This is a genomic window from Haliovirga abyssi, from assembly GCF_030295325.1.
GTDB classification, from domain to species: Bacteria; Fusobacteriota; Fusobacteriia; order Fusobacteriales; family Haliovirgaceae; genus Haliovirga; species Haliovirga abyssi.
The window spans coordinates 140,360-156,221 of sequence record NZ_AP027060.1; the positions used below are offsets into that span (position 1 = coordinate 140,360).

Genomic DNA, 15,862 nt, shown 5'->3' on the forward strand with positions numbered 1-15,862 from the left:
AATAATGAACTATCGTTTAAAGAAAAAATTAAAAAGATATGCTTCTTTAGCAGTGTTATGGTTAGTTGTAGGAATAGTTGTATTCCCAATAATATATATGGTTGTATTAGCAGGAAGTTATAGTAATAGTATAAGAACTGGAACAGAATTTTCTACAGTAAGTTTATCAAGATATATAAAGAATTTTATTGATATGCAAAAAAATGTTGATTTTATGAATTATTTTAAAAATAGTGTAATAGTAATATCAAGTACAACAATTATATCGTTGGTGTTATCTATTTTATCAGGATATTCTTTAGCAAGATTTAAGTTTCCTGGTTCAAATGGTTTTGGATTAACAATGTTAGCAACTCAACTTATACCCCCAACATTAATATTAATTCCAATGTATTTGGTATTTATAACAATTCAAAGAACTTTTGGAGTGCAGGTTATTGATACTTATATGGGACTTATTATCCCTTATGTCGCGATATTTACTCCTATGAGTATATGGGTAATACGAGGGTTTTTTGCAAATTTACCTGTAGAATTAGAAGAAGCTGCAAGGATTGACGGTTGTAGTAGATTTCAAGCATTTAGATTGATAATGTTACCATTAGCAGTTCCTGGAATAATTGCAACAGGTATATTTATATTTTTAACAGCTTGGGATGAGCTTATGTTGGCTAGCATATTAACTACCTCGCCTAGAGTACAAACAATACCAGTAGGAATAAGATTATTTATTGGAAGAATACAAAATAGATTTGATTTAACAATGATGGCAGCACTTGTAACGACAATACCAGTTGCAATATTATTCTTTGCATTACAAAAATATTTTGTTCAAGGGATGACAGCAGGAGCAGTAAAAGGATAAATAAAGAATGTATTCTTAAATTATACTGATTAAATATTATTTTTATATCTCCCCTTTATAGGGGAGATATAAAAATAATAGCTCGAAATGGAGGGAGAAATGGGGGGAAAAGAGTATAGAAGTAAAAATAAAAGTTTTAAAAACATTTTTATGATTAGATTAATATCAATGGTGTTGTTTATTACATTAACTATGTCATTTATTGTTGTAAATATAGTTAATAAATATATAGAAGAATCTGTTTATAATACGAATAATAGTATTGTAAATGGAGTGTCTAGCACTTTTGATACTTTTATAAAAAATACCGAGATATTAGTAAAATTATTGGCAAATAATCCTAATATATCTAAATTTAATCTAATTGGTTCTTCTGAATTATTAGTTCAATATACAAATAAAAACCCTTTAATATCTAATATAGTAATTTATAAAATGGATGGAAAAAAGAAATTAAAAGAAAAAATGAGAATAAACGGTTCTTTAAAAAATGATTTTACAGAAAAAACAATTAATAAATTATATAATGAAAAGAAAGATAATATTGAGATATTAAAATCAAAAGATACAAATAAATTAATGCTATTAATGATATCTCCTATTTATAAAATGAATTTTCTAGGAAAAATCACTAAAAAAGAGGGCGGTGCATTAGTAGCTGTAATAAGTGTAGAAAAATTAAAAGAGATGTTATTAAAAAGAGAAATTTTGAAAAATAAAGATTTTTATATAGTAAATGAATATGGAAAATTGATAATGTCAAATAAAAGAGCTGCAAAAGAATTTGAAGATTTAACAAAATGGAATAAAAGATTTAAAGTGACAAGTAAAAATGGTGGAATAATAAAATATTCATTGGAGAATATAAAAAAAATAGCATTTTCTAAATATAACAAAGAATATAAAATTGGATTTATTATTGAAGAAGCAGAAAAAGTTGCATTTAGAGAAAGAGATAGAGTTATAACTATTTTTATAATAATAATTATTTTAAGTTTACTATTAGTTATCATCCTATCAGATAGATTAGCAAAAGATGTAATAAATCCTTTAACTGAATTAACTCATCAAATAGAAGTTGTAAAAACTGGAGATTTTGATATATCAATTAGTGATAAAAATTTAAAAAGAGAAGATGAATTTGGAATACTATCTAATGGATTTAAGGATATGATTGAAAATTTAAAGAAAGTTTTAGGAGATATAAACATAAGTTCTAAAACTTTTAATGAAAATTCAGATAAGTTAAATGTTACAATAGAAAAGAATCAAGCTTCTATAAAAGAGATAAACAAAATAGCTAAAACATTATTAGAGAGTTCGGAAATAAATAACAAAGAGATAATAAAGGGTGTTAAATCAATAAAAAAAATGTCAAGCAGCTCAGAAGAAATTGCTATTTCATCAATGGAATTAAAAGACAAAATTTCTGAAACAACAAAATTTGCAAAAAATGGATATGCTATGATGGGAAAAACAGTTGAATTATTAGATACTACTTATAATTCTTTTGAATTGGCAGCTGGTAAAATGGATTCGCTAAAAGATTCAATTGAAAATATTGGAGGTATAATAGATTCAATAAAAAATATTTCTGATCAAACAAATTTATTAGCATTAAATGCTGCAATAGAAGCTGCAAGAGCAGGTGAGGCTGGAAAAGGGTTTGCAGTAGTTGCAAATGAAGTAAAAAAACTAGCGAATCAATCAAATAATTCTGCAGAAGAGATAACAAATATTATTTCTAAAATTAAAAATATTGTAATGGATACAATAAACATTTTTGAAAAAAATTATAAAGAGTTAGATGAAGTAAAAGAAAATAGTGAAAAAACAAAATTACAGATAGAAAAAATAAATAATTTTTCTGAACTATCTTTTGAATCAGTTCAAAAAAGTGCTGAATTAACTGAAATAGGAGTAAGCCTTTCAAAAGATATGCTAGAATTATTATCGACATTAAAATTATCAATAGAAGAGAGTTCTAAATTTTCAAAAGTTATAGATAAAAATATAGGATATCAAGAAAAAGATAACTTAGAGATAAAAGCTATAGCTGTAAATATGAAAAATATATCATTATTTTTAAATAAAACGTTATTAAAATTTGAAGAAGAAAAAAAAGAAGTAATAGAGAAAGAATAGGAGGTAAAAATGGCAAAAGTAATATTAAAAGATATGGAAAAAACATATCCAAATGGATTTAAAGCAGTACATGGACACAATTTGGAAATAAAAGATGGAGAATTTATGGTATTTGTAGGACCATCAGGTTGTGCAAAATCAACAACATTAAGAATGATAGCAGGACTAGAAGAGATAACAGGAGGAACAGTAGCAATAGGAGATACAATAGTAAATGAGTTGCCGCCAAAAGATAGAGGAATAGCAATGGTATTCCAAAATTATGCCTTGTATCCACATATGAATGTATATGATAATATGGCATTTGGATTAAAATTAGCCAAAACACCAAAAGAAGAGATAGACAAAAGAGTAAAAAATGCAGCAGAAATATTAGGAATAACAGATCTATTAGATAGAAAACCAAAAGAGATGTCAGGAGGACAAAGACAAAGAGTAGCGGTGGGAAGAGCAATAGTAAGAGATCCGAAAGTGTTTTTATTTGATGAACCGTTGTCAAATTTGGATGCTCAATTAAGGGTTCATATGAGAGTAGAGATAACAAAATTACATAAAAAATTGGGAACAACAATGATATATGTAACTCATGATCAAGTAGAAGCAATGACAATGGGAGATAGAATATGTGTAATGGAATTAGGGGTAATAAAACAAGTAGACACTCCATTAAATTTATATAATAAACCAGAAAATAAATTTGTAGCAGGATTTATAGGAAGTCCATCAATGAATATAGTAGAAGCAAAACTAGAAAAAGAAGGAGAGACAACATATGTAGTAACAGAACATATGAAATTAAGATTGCCAAAAGAAAAAGCAGATAAAGTACAAAAATATGTAGGGAAAGAAGTATGGTTTGGAATAAGACCAGAACATATAGGAAGTCATGAAACACATCCAAATGAAAAAGATAATTATGTAAATTCAGAAATATATGTAGTGGAACAAATGGGAAATGAAGTATTTGTATATTTCACACCGGGAAAAAATCAATATATAGCAAGATTAGGAAGTGAAGGAGTAACAGTAAAATCAGGAGAAAAATATGAAATATGGTTTGATACAACTAAATGTCATATATTTGATAAAGAGACAGAAGAAAATATAAGTTTATAAAGATATGTAGGGGCGAACCTATGTGTTCGCCTAGAATTATGGGTTGGGAATTAAATGATGTTAGATTTTGGGAAACTTGTAGGGGCAATTCATGAATTGCCCTTACGATTGCCCTTACGATTCCTACAATGGACCTTATAAAGAACCTTTATAATAATAACTATTATTATTTGTAAAATATAAAAAGCAGGGCGAACACATAGGTTCGCCCCTACAGAAGGATGTTGCAATATAATTTTAATGGATTATGATTTGTAGGAGAGATAGATTCTCACTCAACAGATAAAAATATAAAATTATATAAAGTTAATTACAAATAAGGAGCATAAAATGGATGCTAAAATAAATGTAGAGAAGATAAAAAAATTTATAAAAATAAAGAAAAATAGTATATGGGAAGAAAAAGATTTGATAACATTATGTCTACTAACAATGAAAAAAGATAACATGACAAAGGAAAAATTAAATTATAAGGATATAAAAAATCAAGTTAAATTATTATTGAAAATAATGAATGAATTAGAAAAGGAGATATCATGAGATTAATAATAAACGAATCTGTAGGAGAATGGGCAGCAATATATGTTGCCAAAAAAATAAATTTGCATAAATCAGAAAAGCTATTTGTATTGGGATTGCCAACAGGAAGCACACCAATAAAAATGTATAATAAATTAATAGAATTAAATAAAAAAGGAAAAGTTAGTTTTAAAAATGTGGTAACATTTAATATGGATGAATATGTAAATTTACCAGAAAATCATCCAGAAAGTTATCATACATTTATGAAAGAGAATTTTTTTAACCATATAGATATAAAAGAAGAAAATATAAATATATTAAATGGAAATGCTAAAGATTTAGATGAAGAATGTGCAGAGTATGAGAAAAAAATAGAAAGTTATGGAGGAATAGACCTATTTATAGGTGGAGTAGGAGAAGATGGACATATAGCATTTAATGAACCAGGATCATCACTAAGTTCAAAAACAAGAACAAAAGAATTAACAGAAGATACAAGAATAGTAAACTCTAGATTTTTTGGAAGAAAAATAGAAAATGTTCCAAAAGTAGCATTAACAGTAGGGGTAGGAACAATACTTGGAGCAAGAGAAGTGTTGATAATGGCAACAGGCTATAAAAAATCATTAGCAGTTTATAATGGAGTAGAAGGAAGTGTAAATCACATGTGGACAATATCTGCCTTGCAACTACATAGATATGGAATATTAGTGTGTGATGAAAAAGCAACAATGGAATTAAAGGTAAAAACAGTAAATTATTTTAAAGATATTGAAAAAGAGTTTTTAGATGTTGATAATTTAGAAAAAGAGCTTTAGAAACAGATTAAAAATATATAAAATTTATTTTTTAATTTTCCCTTATAAGTTATCTCTAATTAAACTTTCTTAACAAAAGTAAAAAAATGTGATAAACTATAAAAGGTTTATAATACATAGGAATGGTTTAAAAATATAAGAAACTTATTTTTTTAACATTCTATAGGAGATGATAAAATGCGTGTAGTTGGAAATCAAAATTATGTTAAAGAAAGAAATAAAAAACTTATTATAGAACTTTTAAGAACAAATGGTCCATTATCAAGAGCAGATATAAAGAAATTTATAAATTTAAGTGCACCATCAATTTCTACTAATGTTGAAAGATTGGTAGATGAGAATTTATTAATAAAAGCAGGAAAATCAAGCTCTATGGGTGGCAGAAAAGTAACTTTTTATGATGTTAATTATAATTATGGATATATAGTAGTTATAGATTTGTCATTAGATGAAATTTATATAGGAATATCTAATCTAAAAAGTGAAATGATTGATAAATTGAAAATAAGAGTTACATCTAAAAAATATGAAAATGTTTTAGGAGAATTAATTCAATCAATTGAAAATATGCTATTGAATAACAAAATATCGGAAGATGATATAGTGAATGTTAGTATATCAACTCCAGGAGTTTTAAAAGAAAATAATGAATTAGAATATGTAGATAAAAAAGAATGGTTTTATAAAAAACCACTTTTTAAAGATTTAGAAGAAAAATTTAATAAAAAAATCATAATAGAAAATGATGTAAATTTAGATGTTATAGCAGAATATGAAAAAGGATTGGGAAATTCATTTTCATATTTAACATATATAAAAATTGATAAAGGGTTAGGAGCAGGGATAATATTAAATAACAATCTTTTGAAAGGAAAATCTGGAGAAGTAGGAGAAATTGGATTTTCAATAATAAGAAATGGCAATGGAGAGTTAATTAGTTTAGAAGATGAATTGAATATAGAAAAGATATATTCTGATATAAAAAAAGATTTAGAAAATGGAGAAAATACAATTATTAGAGAATTAGTAAGTGGAAATAGTGACAAAATAAATTTGGATATTTTAGGAAAAGCGGCATCTTTAGGCGATGAGTATTCTAATAAAAAAATAAAATATTTAGCAGAAGAGCTAGGTATTTTCATATCAAATATAGTATCAATATTAGGTATAGAAGTCATAATAATTGGTGGATTAATAAAAGTATTAGGAAAAATATTTTTAGATGAAATCAGACTTTTTATAAAAAATTATATTCCTTTTGATACTTTGGTTACTTATTCAGGATTTGATGATGAGATAGGATTAATAGGGGCATCTGAAAATGGAATAAAACTGTTTTTTGAAGACTTTTTCAGAAGTAAAGTTTCTTAAAGCAATAGTTTGAAAAAAATGGGAAAATCATCTATTTTTTAAGCTGTCTCTAATAATATTTGCTATATAGGGAGGTTATATTTATGAAAAAAAGGGTGTTAATAATAATTAGTTTAATAAATTTAATTTTAATGGTAGGTTGTAATAATATAAATATTAATTCAGAGAAAAGTAATTTAAAAAAAATAGATCTTGCAAATATAAAAATAATAAAACCAAATTTAAAATCAGATGAAAATTTAAACAAAGATGTAATAAATTTTTATAAAGAATGGGAATCAAAGTATATAAAAAAAGTAAGAGGTGTATTTCCAGAACAAACATATTTAGATTATGGAGTAGAAGCGAGAGAAGATTCTGATGCTTTGCAAGATTGGTTTAAACCATTTAACGTAGTAGCAACTTCAGAGTCTCAAGGGTATGCAATGATTATTACGGCTTCTATGGCAAACATCGATAAAGATAATAAAGACAATTTCCAAAAAAAATTCAATGCACTTTATAGATTTTTTAGAGCTCATCCAAGTAAATACAATAGAGATTTAATGTGCCTGCAAGAGTTAGGTATTGGCTTAGAAAAAAATGGATCAATTGTAGAAGGAGAAGTTTTGGATATAGAAAATACAACTGACGGACCTTATTCATCAATAGAGGGAGATATGGATATAGCATATTCATTATTAATAGCTAATGAAATATGGGGAAGCGATGGAGAAATAGATTATAGATCAGAGGGATTGAAAGTAATAAAAGCTATAATGAACAGTGAAATAAACAGAAAGGAGCATATTCCATTAATGGGAGATTGGGTTTTAAAATATGCCAGCGGAAGAAATCCAGTAGATAAAAAAGAGGGGATAAAACATTTAACAATTGTAAAATCTTCAAATTTAATTCTAAATTATTTTGATACATTTTCAAAAGTAGATTTAGAAAATAGAGAAGAGTGGTTAAATGTCTTAAATAAATCAGAAAATATAATAAATTATAATACTACTAATTGGGGAAGTAAAACAGGATTAGTTGCTGATTATTTACAAAAAAATATTAGTGGGTATTATATCCCAGTAAAAGGAGCGGTTGTAGAAGGCGATGAAAATGAAGGAGATTATAATTGGAATGCTTGCCGTGATCCGTGGAGATTTTCAGTTGATACAATCTATAGTAATAATAGAACTGTATTATTAGGTTTAGTAAAATTAAACAGATGGATTAGGGAAAAAACAGGAAATATTCCAGAAGAAATTAGACCTGGATACTATATACGAGATGGAAAAGCAGGAGAAATTATTGGTGATCGATATGGATGGGGAGAAGATATATCATTTACAGCACCATTTTTAATTAGTGCTTGTATCGGTCAAGAAAACCAAAAATGGCTAAATGATCTGTGGTCTCATTTATTAGAGATTCCTATTGACGATGAAGTATATTTTGGGAATGTTTTAAAAATGCAAGCTTTAATAATTGCATCTGGAAATTGGATTAACATTCAATAAAAGCGTTTAATTTTTATAATTGGAGGGAATAAAGATGAGAAGAATAATGATAAAAAAATTACTATTTTTAGTAATATTAATTTCAGTAATAGGGTGTGCTAATACAAAAATAAAAACTATACAAAACACCTCTTCAAAAGATGTGAAAATAATAAAACCAAATTTAAAATCAGATAAAGCCTTAAAAAGAGATATAGTAACATTTTATAAAAGTTGGAAAGAACAATATCTAAAAATAGTTCCGAATAAAAATCCAGAACAAATATATTTAGATTATGGAGTAGAAGCAAGAAAAGATCCAGATGCTTTATCCGATTGGTTTGATCCAGCAAATGCTGTAACTACATCTGAATCTCAAGGGTATGCAATGATTATTACGGCTTCTATGGCAAACATTGATAAAAATAATATAAATAATTATAAAGAGCAATTCAATGCACTTTATAGATTTTTTAGAGCACATCCGAGTAGATTTAGTAACGACTTAATGTGTTGGCAAGAGGTTGGGATTGGGCTAGAAAAAAAAGGAGATACAGTAACTGGAGAAGTAACAGATGTAAAAAATATAGAAGAAGGAGCAGACTCTGCAATAGATGGAGATATGGATATAGCTTACTCTTTATTAATAGCAGATAAAATATGGGGAAGTAATGGAGAGATCAATTATAAAGAAGAAGCATTAAAAGTGATAAAGGCTATAATGAAAAATGAAGTGAATAAAAAGGAACACATTCTTTTGCTAGGAGATTGGGTCTTAAATTCTATTAAAAATGGAGAAATCAAAGAAAATAAGAAATATTTAACAATAACAAGATCTTCTGATTTTATTCTAGATCATTTAAGAGCGTTTTCTAATATAGACAAAGAAAATAGTAAAGAATGGACAAATATTTTAGAAAAAACAGAAGCTATAATAAATTATAATGTAAATAAATGGAGTAAAAACACAGGATTAGTAGCTGATTTTCTACAAAAAGATGAAAATGGGAATTATACTCCAGCTATTGGAAATGTTTTAGAAGGAGATAATGATGGAGATTATAATTGGAATGCTTGTCGTGATCCGTGGAGATTTTCAGTAGATGTAATCTATAACAAATCACAAAAGATAACTTCATCCATAAAAATATTAAATAATTGGGTCAAAAAAAATAGTATGGAAGATCCAGAAAAAATATATCCAGGTTATTACATAAGAAATGGCGAGGTAGGAAAAGTAATTGATGACAGAAATACTTGGGGCGAAGATTTATCGTTCACTGCACCATTTTTAGTAAGTGGATGCGTAGGAGAAAATAACCAAGAGTGGATAAATAAATTATGGGAAAATATTATAGATACAAAAATTGGAGATTCAGAATATTTTGGAAATGCTATAAAAATGCAAGCTTTAATAATTGCTTCAGGCAATTTGGTAAATGTTATAGGAGAATAAAATTAATAGACCCATAAAAAGATATTTTTTTATGGGTCTATTAATATATGAATTTTATTAATGTTATGTCTTCATCAGGAAAAGAAAAACAGCTAAAAATATAATTTAAGCTGTTTTTCTTTTTATTATTTTTTTAATTTATTCATAATTCCATAAAGATATATATCTGTAATATAATCTGAATAATTCTCATAAAATTCATCATTAAAATCTGTATTAGTTACTACTTCAAGCATAGGTTTAAACATAAAATGTGAAAAATATATTCCCGTAAATGCAGGAATAGCAATTTCTAAATTTAATTTTTCATTTTTTATAGTACTTAGATTTTCAAAAAGTGTACCATAAAGAAGTTTCATAATTTTCATAACTTTTTCTTTTTTAATCTCTTTAATATCATCATGTTCATATGGAAATTCAAAAATAGATATTTTAAACATATCTTCATTTCCCTTAATTAATTTTATTGTAGCTCTTCCAGCTTTTCTTATCCTTGTTTCAAAATTATCATTTTTATCTATTGCAGCAGATATTTCTGTATATAATTTGTCATAAAATATAGTTATAATCTCTTTTAATATTCCAACTTTAGAGTTATAATAATAATTTACCATTGATATATTTATACCAGCTTCCTTTACAAGTTCTCGAACTCCTGTAGCTGAAAACCCCTTTTTAGCAAAAAGTTTTATAGATACTTGTAATAACTTTTCTTTTGCAGACAACTCTTTTTCCATTATTTCTACCTCCAAGTATTTTTTATAAATTTAAATATATTATAACACTATACATATATATTTTACAAATATTATATCATAATTTTTATAGCTTGACAAACGTTCGTTTAAATGATAAAATTTTATTAAATATTTATATTTAACCAGTGTGGAGTTAAATATGAATTACAAAAAAAAGGAGGAGTTTTATGAAAGAAAAAAAAATTTACATTGGAACAGATTCTGTAATGAATTCAATGCTTAGTTCTATACAGGAGGGGATAATAAAACATCAAAGTAATTTTTTTAAAGTTCAAAAATTTACAGAGGATTTAGTACATAATAGAACTTATGTCAATTGTATGTTTCCATCATTTCCTGGAAGAGCTTGGGATAGATTTTTTGAAGGAACATATAGGGTATCTAAAGGAGAGAATGTTCCTTTATGGATGGATATTGTTGTAACTGGAAGATGTCATTGTAATTGTTGGCATTGCTTTAGATCAAGTTATAAAGATAATGGGGATCTTGAAATTGAAGTTATTAAAAGAACAATTGATGAAGCGTATGAAGCAGGAACAACAGTTATTGGAATTACTGGTGGCGAGCCAATGCTTAGAGATGATATACTAGATATATTAAAATTAATTCCTGATGGAATGGAGGGATTATTTTATACAACTGGTTATAAAATAGATAATAGTTTTGCAAAAAAATTATCAAAAACAAATGTTACGAGATGTTTAATAAGTTTAGATCATTATGATGAAAAGATTGTAAATACAATGAGAGGATATCCAAAAGCATATGAAATGACAATGACAGCTATAAAAGCATTAAAAGAAGCAAATATCTATACAGGAGTAACTTTATGTGTGACAGATGATTTATGTGATCGTGAAGTATTTTATAAATATATAAATTTTGTAAGAGAACTTGGTGCTGATGAAATAAGAGTAATATTACCAATTCCACAAGGAAATCTTGAAGGTAAAAATTATAAAAGGCTTTATATTAATGCAATGAAATGGACTCGAGAAATTCATGAAAAATCATTAAAAAATCCAAATTACCCAAATATTCTACTTTTTTCTCAATTGGAAAGTCATAATTTTATAGGATGTGGAGCAGGTTATACTTATGTAACTATAAATAATGATGGAGCATTGACTCCATGTGTATGTGTTCCTTTAACGTTTGGAAATGTTAAAGAAGATGGATTTATAAGTGCCTATTCTAAAATTAATTCTTTATTTAAAGGGACAGGAAAAACTTGTTATGGTAAACGTGTAAGTAAAGCAATGAAAGAGGAGATAAAGGATGGAATGTTGGCGCCTTACAATGAAGAAGTTTCAAAAAAAATAGCGAATAAATGTATTGTTAATGATGGAATTGCTAAATTTTATGATAATTTAAAAAATTATGAAGTAAAAGAAAATGATGCTTAAAAATGTTGAAAAAATAGGAGGAGATTACAGTGAATGGTACAAAAATATCAGGAATAGGAACATATATTCATTCTGTTGTTTCAAATAATGATTATATAAATATATTTGGTAAAAAAGCAAGATTTATAGATAAAAAAATTCCTCACAAAACAAGGTATAGTGCAATAAATATTTTAGATGGAAGCGTTGAAATAAGAAATAGTGAAATGGCATATCACGCCTCTATTGAAGCGATGGAAATGGCTAAAGTTAAAAATGATGAAATAGATATGATTATATATTCTACATCTACTCCAGACTATATCCTTCCACCTAATTATGTAATATTACAAGAAAAATTAGGTATAAAAAAATGTATGGGAATAGATATTCGTTCAGGATGCTCTGGATTTGGTAATGCAATTATTACTGCAAAACAATATATTGCTACAGGCATGGCAAAAAAAATTTTAGTTGTTGGAGCAGATCTAACATCTTCAAGATTATCCTTTTTATTTAAAAATCTAAAAGAATTTCCATTAAAAGCTTTATATAATTTAATGCTATTTGGAGATGCCGCTGGAGCCGTTGTTGTTGAAAAATCAGAAATAGATAATTTTTTTGGAACAATAATGGGCTCTTCACGCCCAAATTCACCATTTGGTTCTTTAATTGAGGTAGGTGGGTCAGTAAATCCTTATCCGAATGGTAATTTTAAGAATGAGGATATCCCAATACATCAAAATGCTTTAGCAACGGAACAATTAATTCCAGGGGTTATGATTGAAGCAGTAGAAGAATTTTTGGGAAAATCAAATAGTAAAATTGAAGATTTTAATTACTACATACTCCCAATAGATTCTCCAAGAATGGCATCAAAAGTAATAGAATATTTTAATCTTGATAGTGATAAAATAATTAGTGTCGGAGCAGAAGGAGGAAGTCTTGTTAATGCAGCAGTGCCACTTGCTTTAAAAAAAGCATATGATTTGGGGAAATTAAAAAAAGGTAATAAAATAATGATATATGCTGCTGAAAATACTAGGTGGCAATATGCTGTAATGGGATATAATTGCAATTTTTAAAGGAGTAAAATAAAGTTTATTTATAATAAAATATAGTAAAAATTTAAAAATATATAACATATGATGGGTGGTAAAAAAAATTGCTAAAATTTGAGATGACGGATAATTTTTAATTGCTTTATAAAATTTCAAATAAAAAACAAATTGTTATGTAAGTAGTTAAATATGATAAAATTATATGGAAATTCATTTGGTAAAGAAGAGACTTATTATTATTTAGCAACGATGTATGAAGAAGAAATAATTATTAATGATATTCGAATAAGAATTAAACCTATGAAAATTTATAGCGTAGATATTTCTTCTAAAAAAGAAATCGAAATTAATATTTTGAATAATAAGAGCCAACTATTTATGTTCGAAATAAATAAAAAATAATAAAGGAGATGTTATAGTGAAAAATAATATAATTTTAGGGCATTTAATGACATTGATGACAATATTTATTTGGGGTGTAACGTTTGTTTCAACAAAAGTTTTATTGGTTCATTTAACGCCAATAGAAATATTATTCTACAGATTTTTAGTTGCATATATTTTATTATTAGTGATTTATCCTAAAATAAAAAAGGTGAATTCGGCAAAGGAAGAAATATTATTTTTTTTCTTGGGTTTTTTTGGTATATTTATGTACTTTTTACTTGAAAATATTGCGTTAAAGTACACATTGGCATCTAATGTAGGATTATTTATGTCAACAATACCCATAATTACATCTTTAATAGTTGTATTTGGGACAAAAGATGAAAAATTCAGGAAAGAATTGATATATGGTTTTCTTATTGCTATAATAGGGGTATTTTTAATAATATTTAATGGAAAATTTATTTTAAAGCTGAATCCTATAGGTGATATTTTAGCATTAATTGCCGCTCTTTCCTTCTCCATTTACTCAAATTTATTGAAAAAGATAAATAATAAATACAACTATTTATTTATAACTAGAAAAATATTTTTTTATGGGATTATATGTATGATACCGATTATATTCTTAAAACATGAACAATTTTCACCGAATAAGCTTTTAATTCCAGAGGTATTTTGGAATATTGTATTTTTGGGGGTAGCGGCATCGACTCTTTGTTTTGTTATGTGGAATAAAGCTGTTAGTATTATAGGGGCAATCAAAGCAAGTAATTATATATATCTTGTTCCAATAATTACCATAGGGACATCAGTTCTTATTATAAATGAAACAATAACAATATTTATAATTTTAGGTGGAATATTGACTTTAAGCGGAGTATATATTTCTGAAAAGGGATTTAAAATTATTAAGATAAAAAAATAGTTTCTTCGCACGACAATGTGCAGAAGCCATCATTTCGAGAAACGTTGCGCTGACTCTTATGAGGTGGTACTGAACCGTTAGACTGGTATCATCTAACAGATTTAGCTAAAATAAATATAGCAATATATTCAGAAAAAGTATTAAAAGAAGGAAGAGTGTAATACATTTTATATTTGAAAGCATATTTTCTTACATACAAAAGGAAATATGCTTTTATCACATAAAAAAACTTGACAAACGTTCGTTTGATTTTGTATAATTGTTTCAGAGAAACTATTTTTAAATAATTCTAAAAAATCAGAGGAGGTCGAAATATGTTGAAAAAAATTATGTTTTGTTTTTTATTTTGTATTACTTTATCAAATTATATTTTTGCAGAGGATAGTTTATTTGATTCTGCAATGGAAATGTCTGATAATTCAGGAGGCAAAAAGTTATCCTATACTATAAATGGTAATTTAAAATCTGCAATTTATAGTAATGATTCATTAGATGATTTTTCAAATTCATATTCACAATTGTCATTAAAGTTTAATATGAAAAAAGGAGAGTTTGGAGATGGATATGCAAACATAATTATAGACAATAAAAGTATTATATTAAGAGAGGCTTATTTAAATTATTATTTTAAAAATTTAGATTTTAGAATTGGGAAACAGATTATATCTTGGGGAAGATCAGACGGGATAAATCCTACAGATAATATTACTCCTAAAGATTTAAATATACTATCTTCTGAATCTGATGATCAAAAATTAGCTAATTTTATGTTGAAATCAAAAATTTCATTAAATAATATTAGAATTATAGGATTATTTATTCCTAAATATAGTTCGTCACCAAATTTAAAAACAGGAGAAGATATTTTAGAAGGGGATTATAAAAATTATGAAACAAAGGCATTGAAAGTTAATTTTGAATTTCCAGTAGTAGATACATCGATATCTTATGTTAATGGATATTCATTAAACAGAGGGATAGCAGTGGATAGTTCTAAAACTACTCCAACACCAATTTTAATTCCATATAAAGAAGAGGTTTATGGAGCTGATTTTTCTACAACGATAAAATCATATAGAATATCTGGAGAATGTGCATATAAAAATTATTTAGAAAATGAGAAATATTATATCCCATATTCAGAATTGGAGTATACATTAAGTGTAGATAAAACTTTTTTAAAAAGCATTTCTACGATATTTCAATATTATGAAAAATATATAGATGAGTACAAGGATCTTAAAATAACTCCGTATTATGATGTTGAAATGAGAAATAGATTAATTTCTAAACAGACGGCAAAGATTCAAAACTCTTTATTATATAAAATAGATTGGAGTTTAATGTATGAACAATTACATATAGAAAACGTCGGTAGTTATAATTTAACAACAAAAGAGAGTATCTTTAAAACAAAAATTTCATATAATATTACAGATGATTTTATTGCAATATTAGGGAATGATAGTTATTTTGGAGATAAAGGGACTTTAATAGATTTGATAAAAGATGATCTAAATAGAAATTATTTAGAATTAAAAATATCATTTTAAAATTTAAAAGGAGTGATGA

General features: G+C 26.2%; 14 protein-coding genes. 13 read left to right on the plus strand and 1 reads right to left on the minus strand.

Translation table 11 applies throughout. From position 1 onward, the window contains the following. The first annotated feature begins 4 nt into the window (after positions 1-4). From RDY08_RS10975 to RDY08_RS11010, 8 genes are all read left to right on the plus strand, one after another. A complete protein-coding gene (locus RDY08_RS10975; RefSeq protein WP_307905666.1) occupies positions 5-865 on the plus strand; it encodes a carbohydrate ABC transporter permease in 861 nt (286 codons plus the stop codon). A 99-nt stretch (positions 866-964) separates the two neighbouring features. After that, positions 965-3,010 (plus strand): methyl-accepting chemotaxis protein, encoded by a 2,046-nt coding sequence (locus RDY08_RS10980; RefSeq protein ID WP_307905667.1) that lies wholly within the window; start codon positions 965-967, stop codon positions 3,008-3,010. A gap of 9 nt (positions 3,011-3,019) precedes the next feature. After that, positions 3,020-4,126: an ABC transporter ATP-binding protein gene (locus RDY08_RS10985; RefSeq protein ID WP_307905668.1), complete on the plus strand. Its 1,107-nt coding sequence runs from the start codon at positions 3,020-3,022 to the stop codon at positions 4,124-4,126. Positions 4,127-4,456: 330 nt separating this feature from the next. Next, positions 4,457-4,666, plus strand: a complete 210-nt coding sequence (locus RDY08_RS10990) for a hypothetical protein (protein WP_307905669.1) — start codon at positions 4,457-4,459, stop codon at positions 4,664-4,666. Continuing rightward, entirely contained in the window at positions 4,663-5,466 is an 804-nt protein-coding gene (gene nagB, locus RDY08_RS10995) for a glucosamine-6-phosphate deaminase (RefSeq protein WP_307905670.1), read from the plus strand. Before RDY08_RS10990 ends, nagB begins: the two co-directional genes overlap by 4 nt. Before the next feature lie 177 nt (positions 5,467-5,643). Then, complete coding sequence (locus RDY08_RS11000; RefSeq protein WP_307905671.1) at positions 5,644-6,837, plus strand: ROK family transcriptional regulator; 1,194 nt, start codon at positions 5,644-5,646, stop codon at positions 6,835-6,837. Between the two features lie 83 nt (positions 6,838-6,920). Continuing rightward, positions 6,921-8,336 (plus strand): glycosyl hydrolase family 8, encoded by a 1,416-nt coding sequence (locus RDY08_RS11005; RefSeq protein ID WP_307905672.1) that lies wholly within the window; start codon positions 6,921-6,923, stop codon positions 8,334-8,336. A gap of 34 nt (positions 8,337-8,370) precedes the next feature. Then, positions 8,371-9,771, plus strand: coding sequence for a glycosyl hydrolase family 8 (locus RDY08_RS11010; protein ID WP_307905673.1), 1,401 nt, complete (start codon positions 8,371-8,373; stop codon positions 9,769-9,771). Positions 9,772-9,896: 125 nt separating this feature from the next. Here RDY08_RS11010 and RDY08_RS11015 read toward each other — a convergent pair whose 3' ends face one another. Further along, entirely contained in the window at positions 9,897-10,508 is a 612-nt protein-coding gene (locus RDY08_RS11015) for a TetR/AcrR family transcriptional regulator (RefSeq protein ID WP_307905467.1), read from the minus strand. Between the two features lie 188 nt (positions 10,509-10,696). Here RDY08_RS11015 and RDY08_RS11020 point away from each other — a divergent pair, with 188 nt between their 5' ends. The 5 genes from RDY08_RS11020 to RDY08_RS11040 all read left to right on the plus strand — a co-directional run bounded on the left by RDY08_RS11020 (position 10,697) and on the right by RDY08_RS11040 (position 15,843). Further along, complete coding sequence (locus RDY08_RS11020; RefSeq protein WP_307905468.1) at positions 10,697-11,935, plus strand: radical SAM/SPASM domain-containing protein; 1,239 nt, start codon at positions 10,697-10,699, stop codon at positions 11,933-11,935. A 29-nt stretch (positions 11,936-11,964) separates the two neighbouring features. Beyond that, on the plus strand, positions 11,965-12,999 hold the full coding sequence (locus RDY08_RS11025; protein ID WP_307905469.1) for a 3-oxoacyl-[acyl-carrier-protein] synthase III C-terminal domain-containing protein: 1,035 nt from the start codon (positions 11,965-11,967) through the stop codon (positions 12,997-12,999). A 165-nt stretch (positions 13,000-13,164) separates the two neighbouring features. Next, positions 13,165-13,377: a hypothetical protein gene (locus RDY08_RS11030; protein ID WP_307905470.1), complete on the plus strand. Its 213-nt coding sequence runs from the start codon at positions 13,165-13,167 to the stop codon at positions 13,375-13,377. 16 nt (positions 13,378-13,393) lie between these two features. Then, positions 13,394-14,290, plus strand: coding sequence for a DMT family transporter (locus RDY08_RS11035; RefSeq protein ID WP_307905471.1), 897 nt, complete (start codon positions 13,394-13,396; stop codon positions 14,288-14,290). A gap of 314 nt (positions 14,291-14,604) precedes the next feature. Continuing rightward, the gene (locus RDY08_RS11040) at positions 14,605-15,843 is read left to right on the plus strand and encodes a DUF1302 family protein (protein ID WP_307905472.1); all 1,239 of its coding nucleotides are present in this window, start codon (positions 14,605-14,607) and stop codon (positions 15,841-15,843) included. Positions 15,844-15,862 lie beyond the last annotated feature (19 nt).

Coding starts and splice junctions, on each gene's coding strand:
- RDY08_RS10980 (WP_307905667.1), top strand. CDS start 965: ATGGGGGGAAAAGAGTATAGAAGTAAAAATAAAAGTTTTAAAAACATT.
- RDY08_RS11040 (WP_307905472.1), top strand. CDS start 14,605: ATGTTGAAAAAAATTATGTTTTGTTTTTTATTTTGTATTACTTTATCA.
- RDY08_RS10975 (WP_307905666.1), top strand. CDS start 5: ATGAACTATCGTTTAAAGAAAAAATTAAAAAGATATGCTTCTTTAGCA.
- RDY08_RS11030 (WP_307905470.1), top strand. CDS start 13,165: ATGATAAAATTATATGGAAATTCATTTGGTAAAGAAGAGACTTATTAT.
- nagB (WP_307905670.1), top strand. CDS start 4,663: ATGAGATTAATAATAAACGAATCTGTAGGAGAATGGGCAGCAATATAT.
- RDY08_RS10985 (WP_307905668.1), top strand. CDS start 3,020: ATGGCAAAAGTAATATTAAAAGATATGGAAAAAACATATCCAAATGGA.
- RDY08_RS11010 (WP_307905673.1), top strand. CDS start 8,371: ATGAGAAGAATAATGATAAAAAAATTACTATTTTTAGTAATATTAATT.
- RDY08_RS11020 (WP_307905468.1), top strand. CDS start 10,697: ATGAAAGAAAAAAAAATTTACATTGGAACAGATTCTGTAATGAATTCA.
- RDY08_RS11000 (WP_307905671.1), top strand. CDS start 5,644: ATGCGTGTAGTTGGAAATCAAAATTATGTTAAAGAAAGAAATAAAAAA.
- RDY08_RS11015 (WP_307905467.1), bottom strand. CDS start 10,508: ATGGAAAAAGAGTTGTCTGCAAAAGAAAAGTTATTACAAGTATCTATA.
- RDY08_RS10990 (WP_307905669.1), top strand. CDS start 4,457: ATGGATGCTAAAATAAATGTAGAGAAGATAAAAAAATTTATAAAAATA.
- RDY08_RS11005 (WP_307905672.1), top strand. CDS start 6,921: ATGAAAAAAAGGGTGTTAATAATAATTAGTTTAATAAATTTAATTTTA.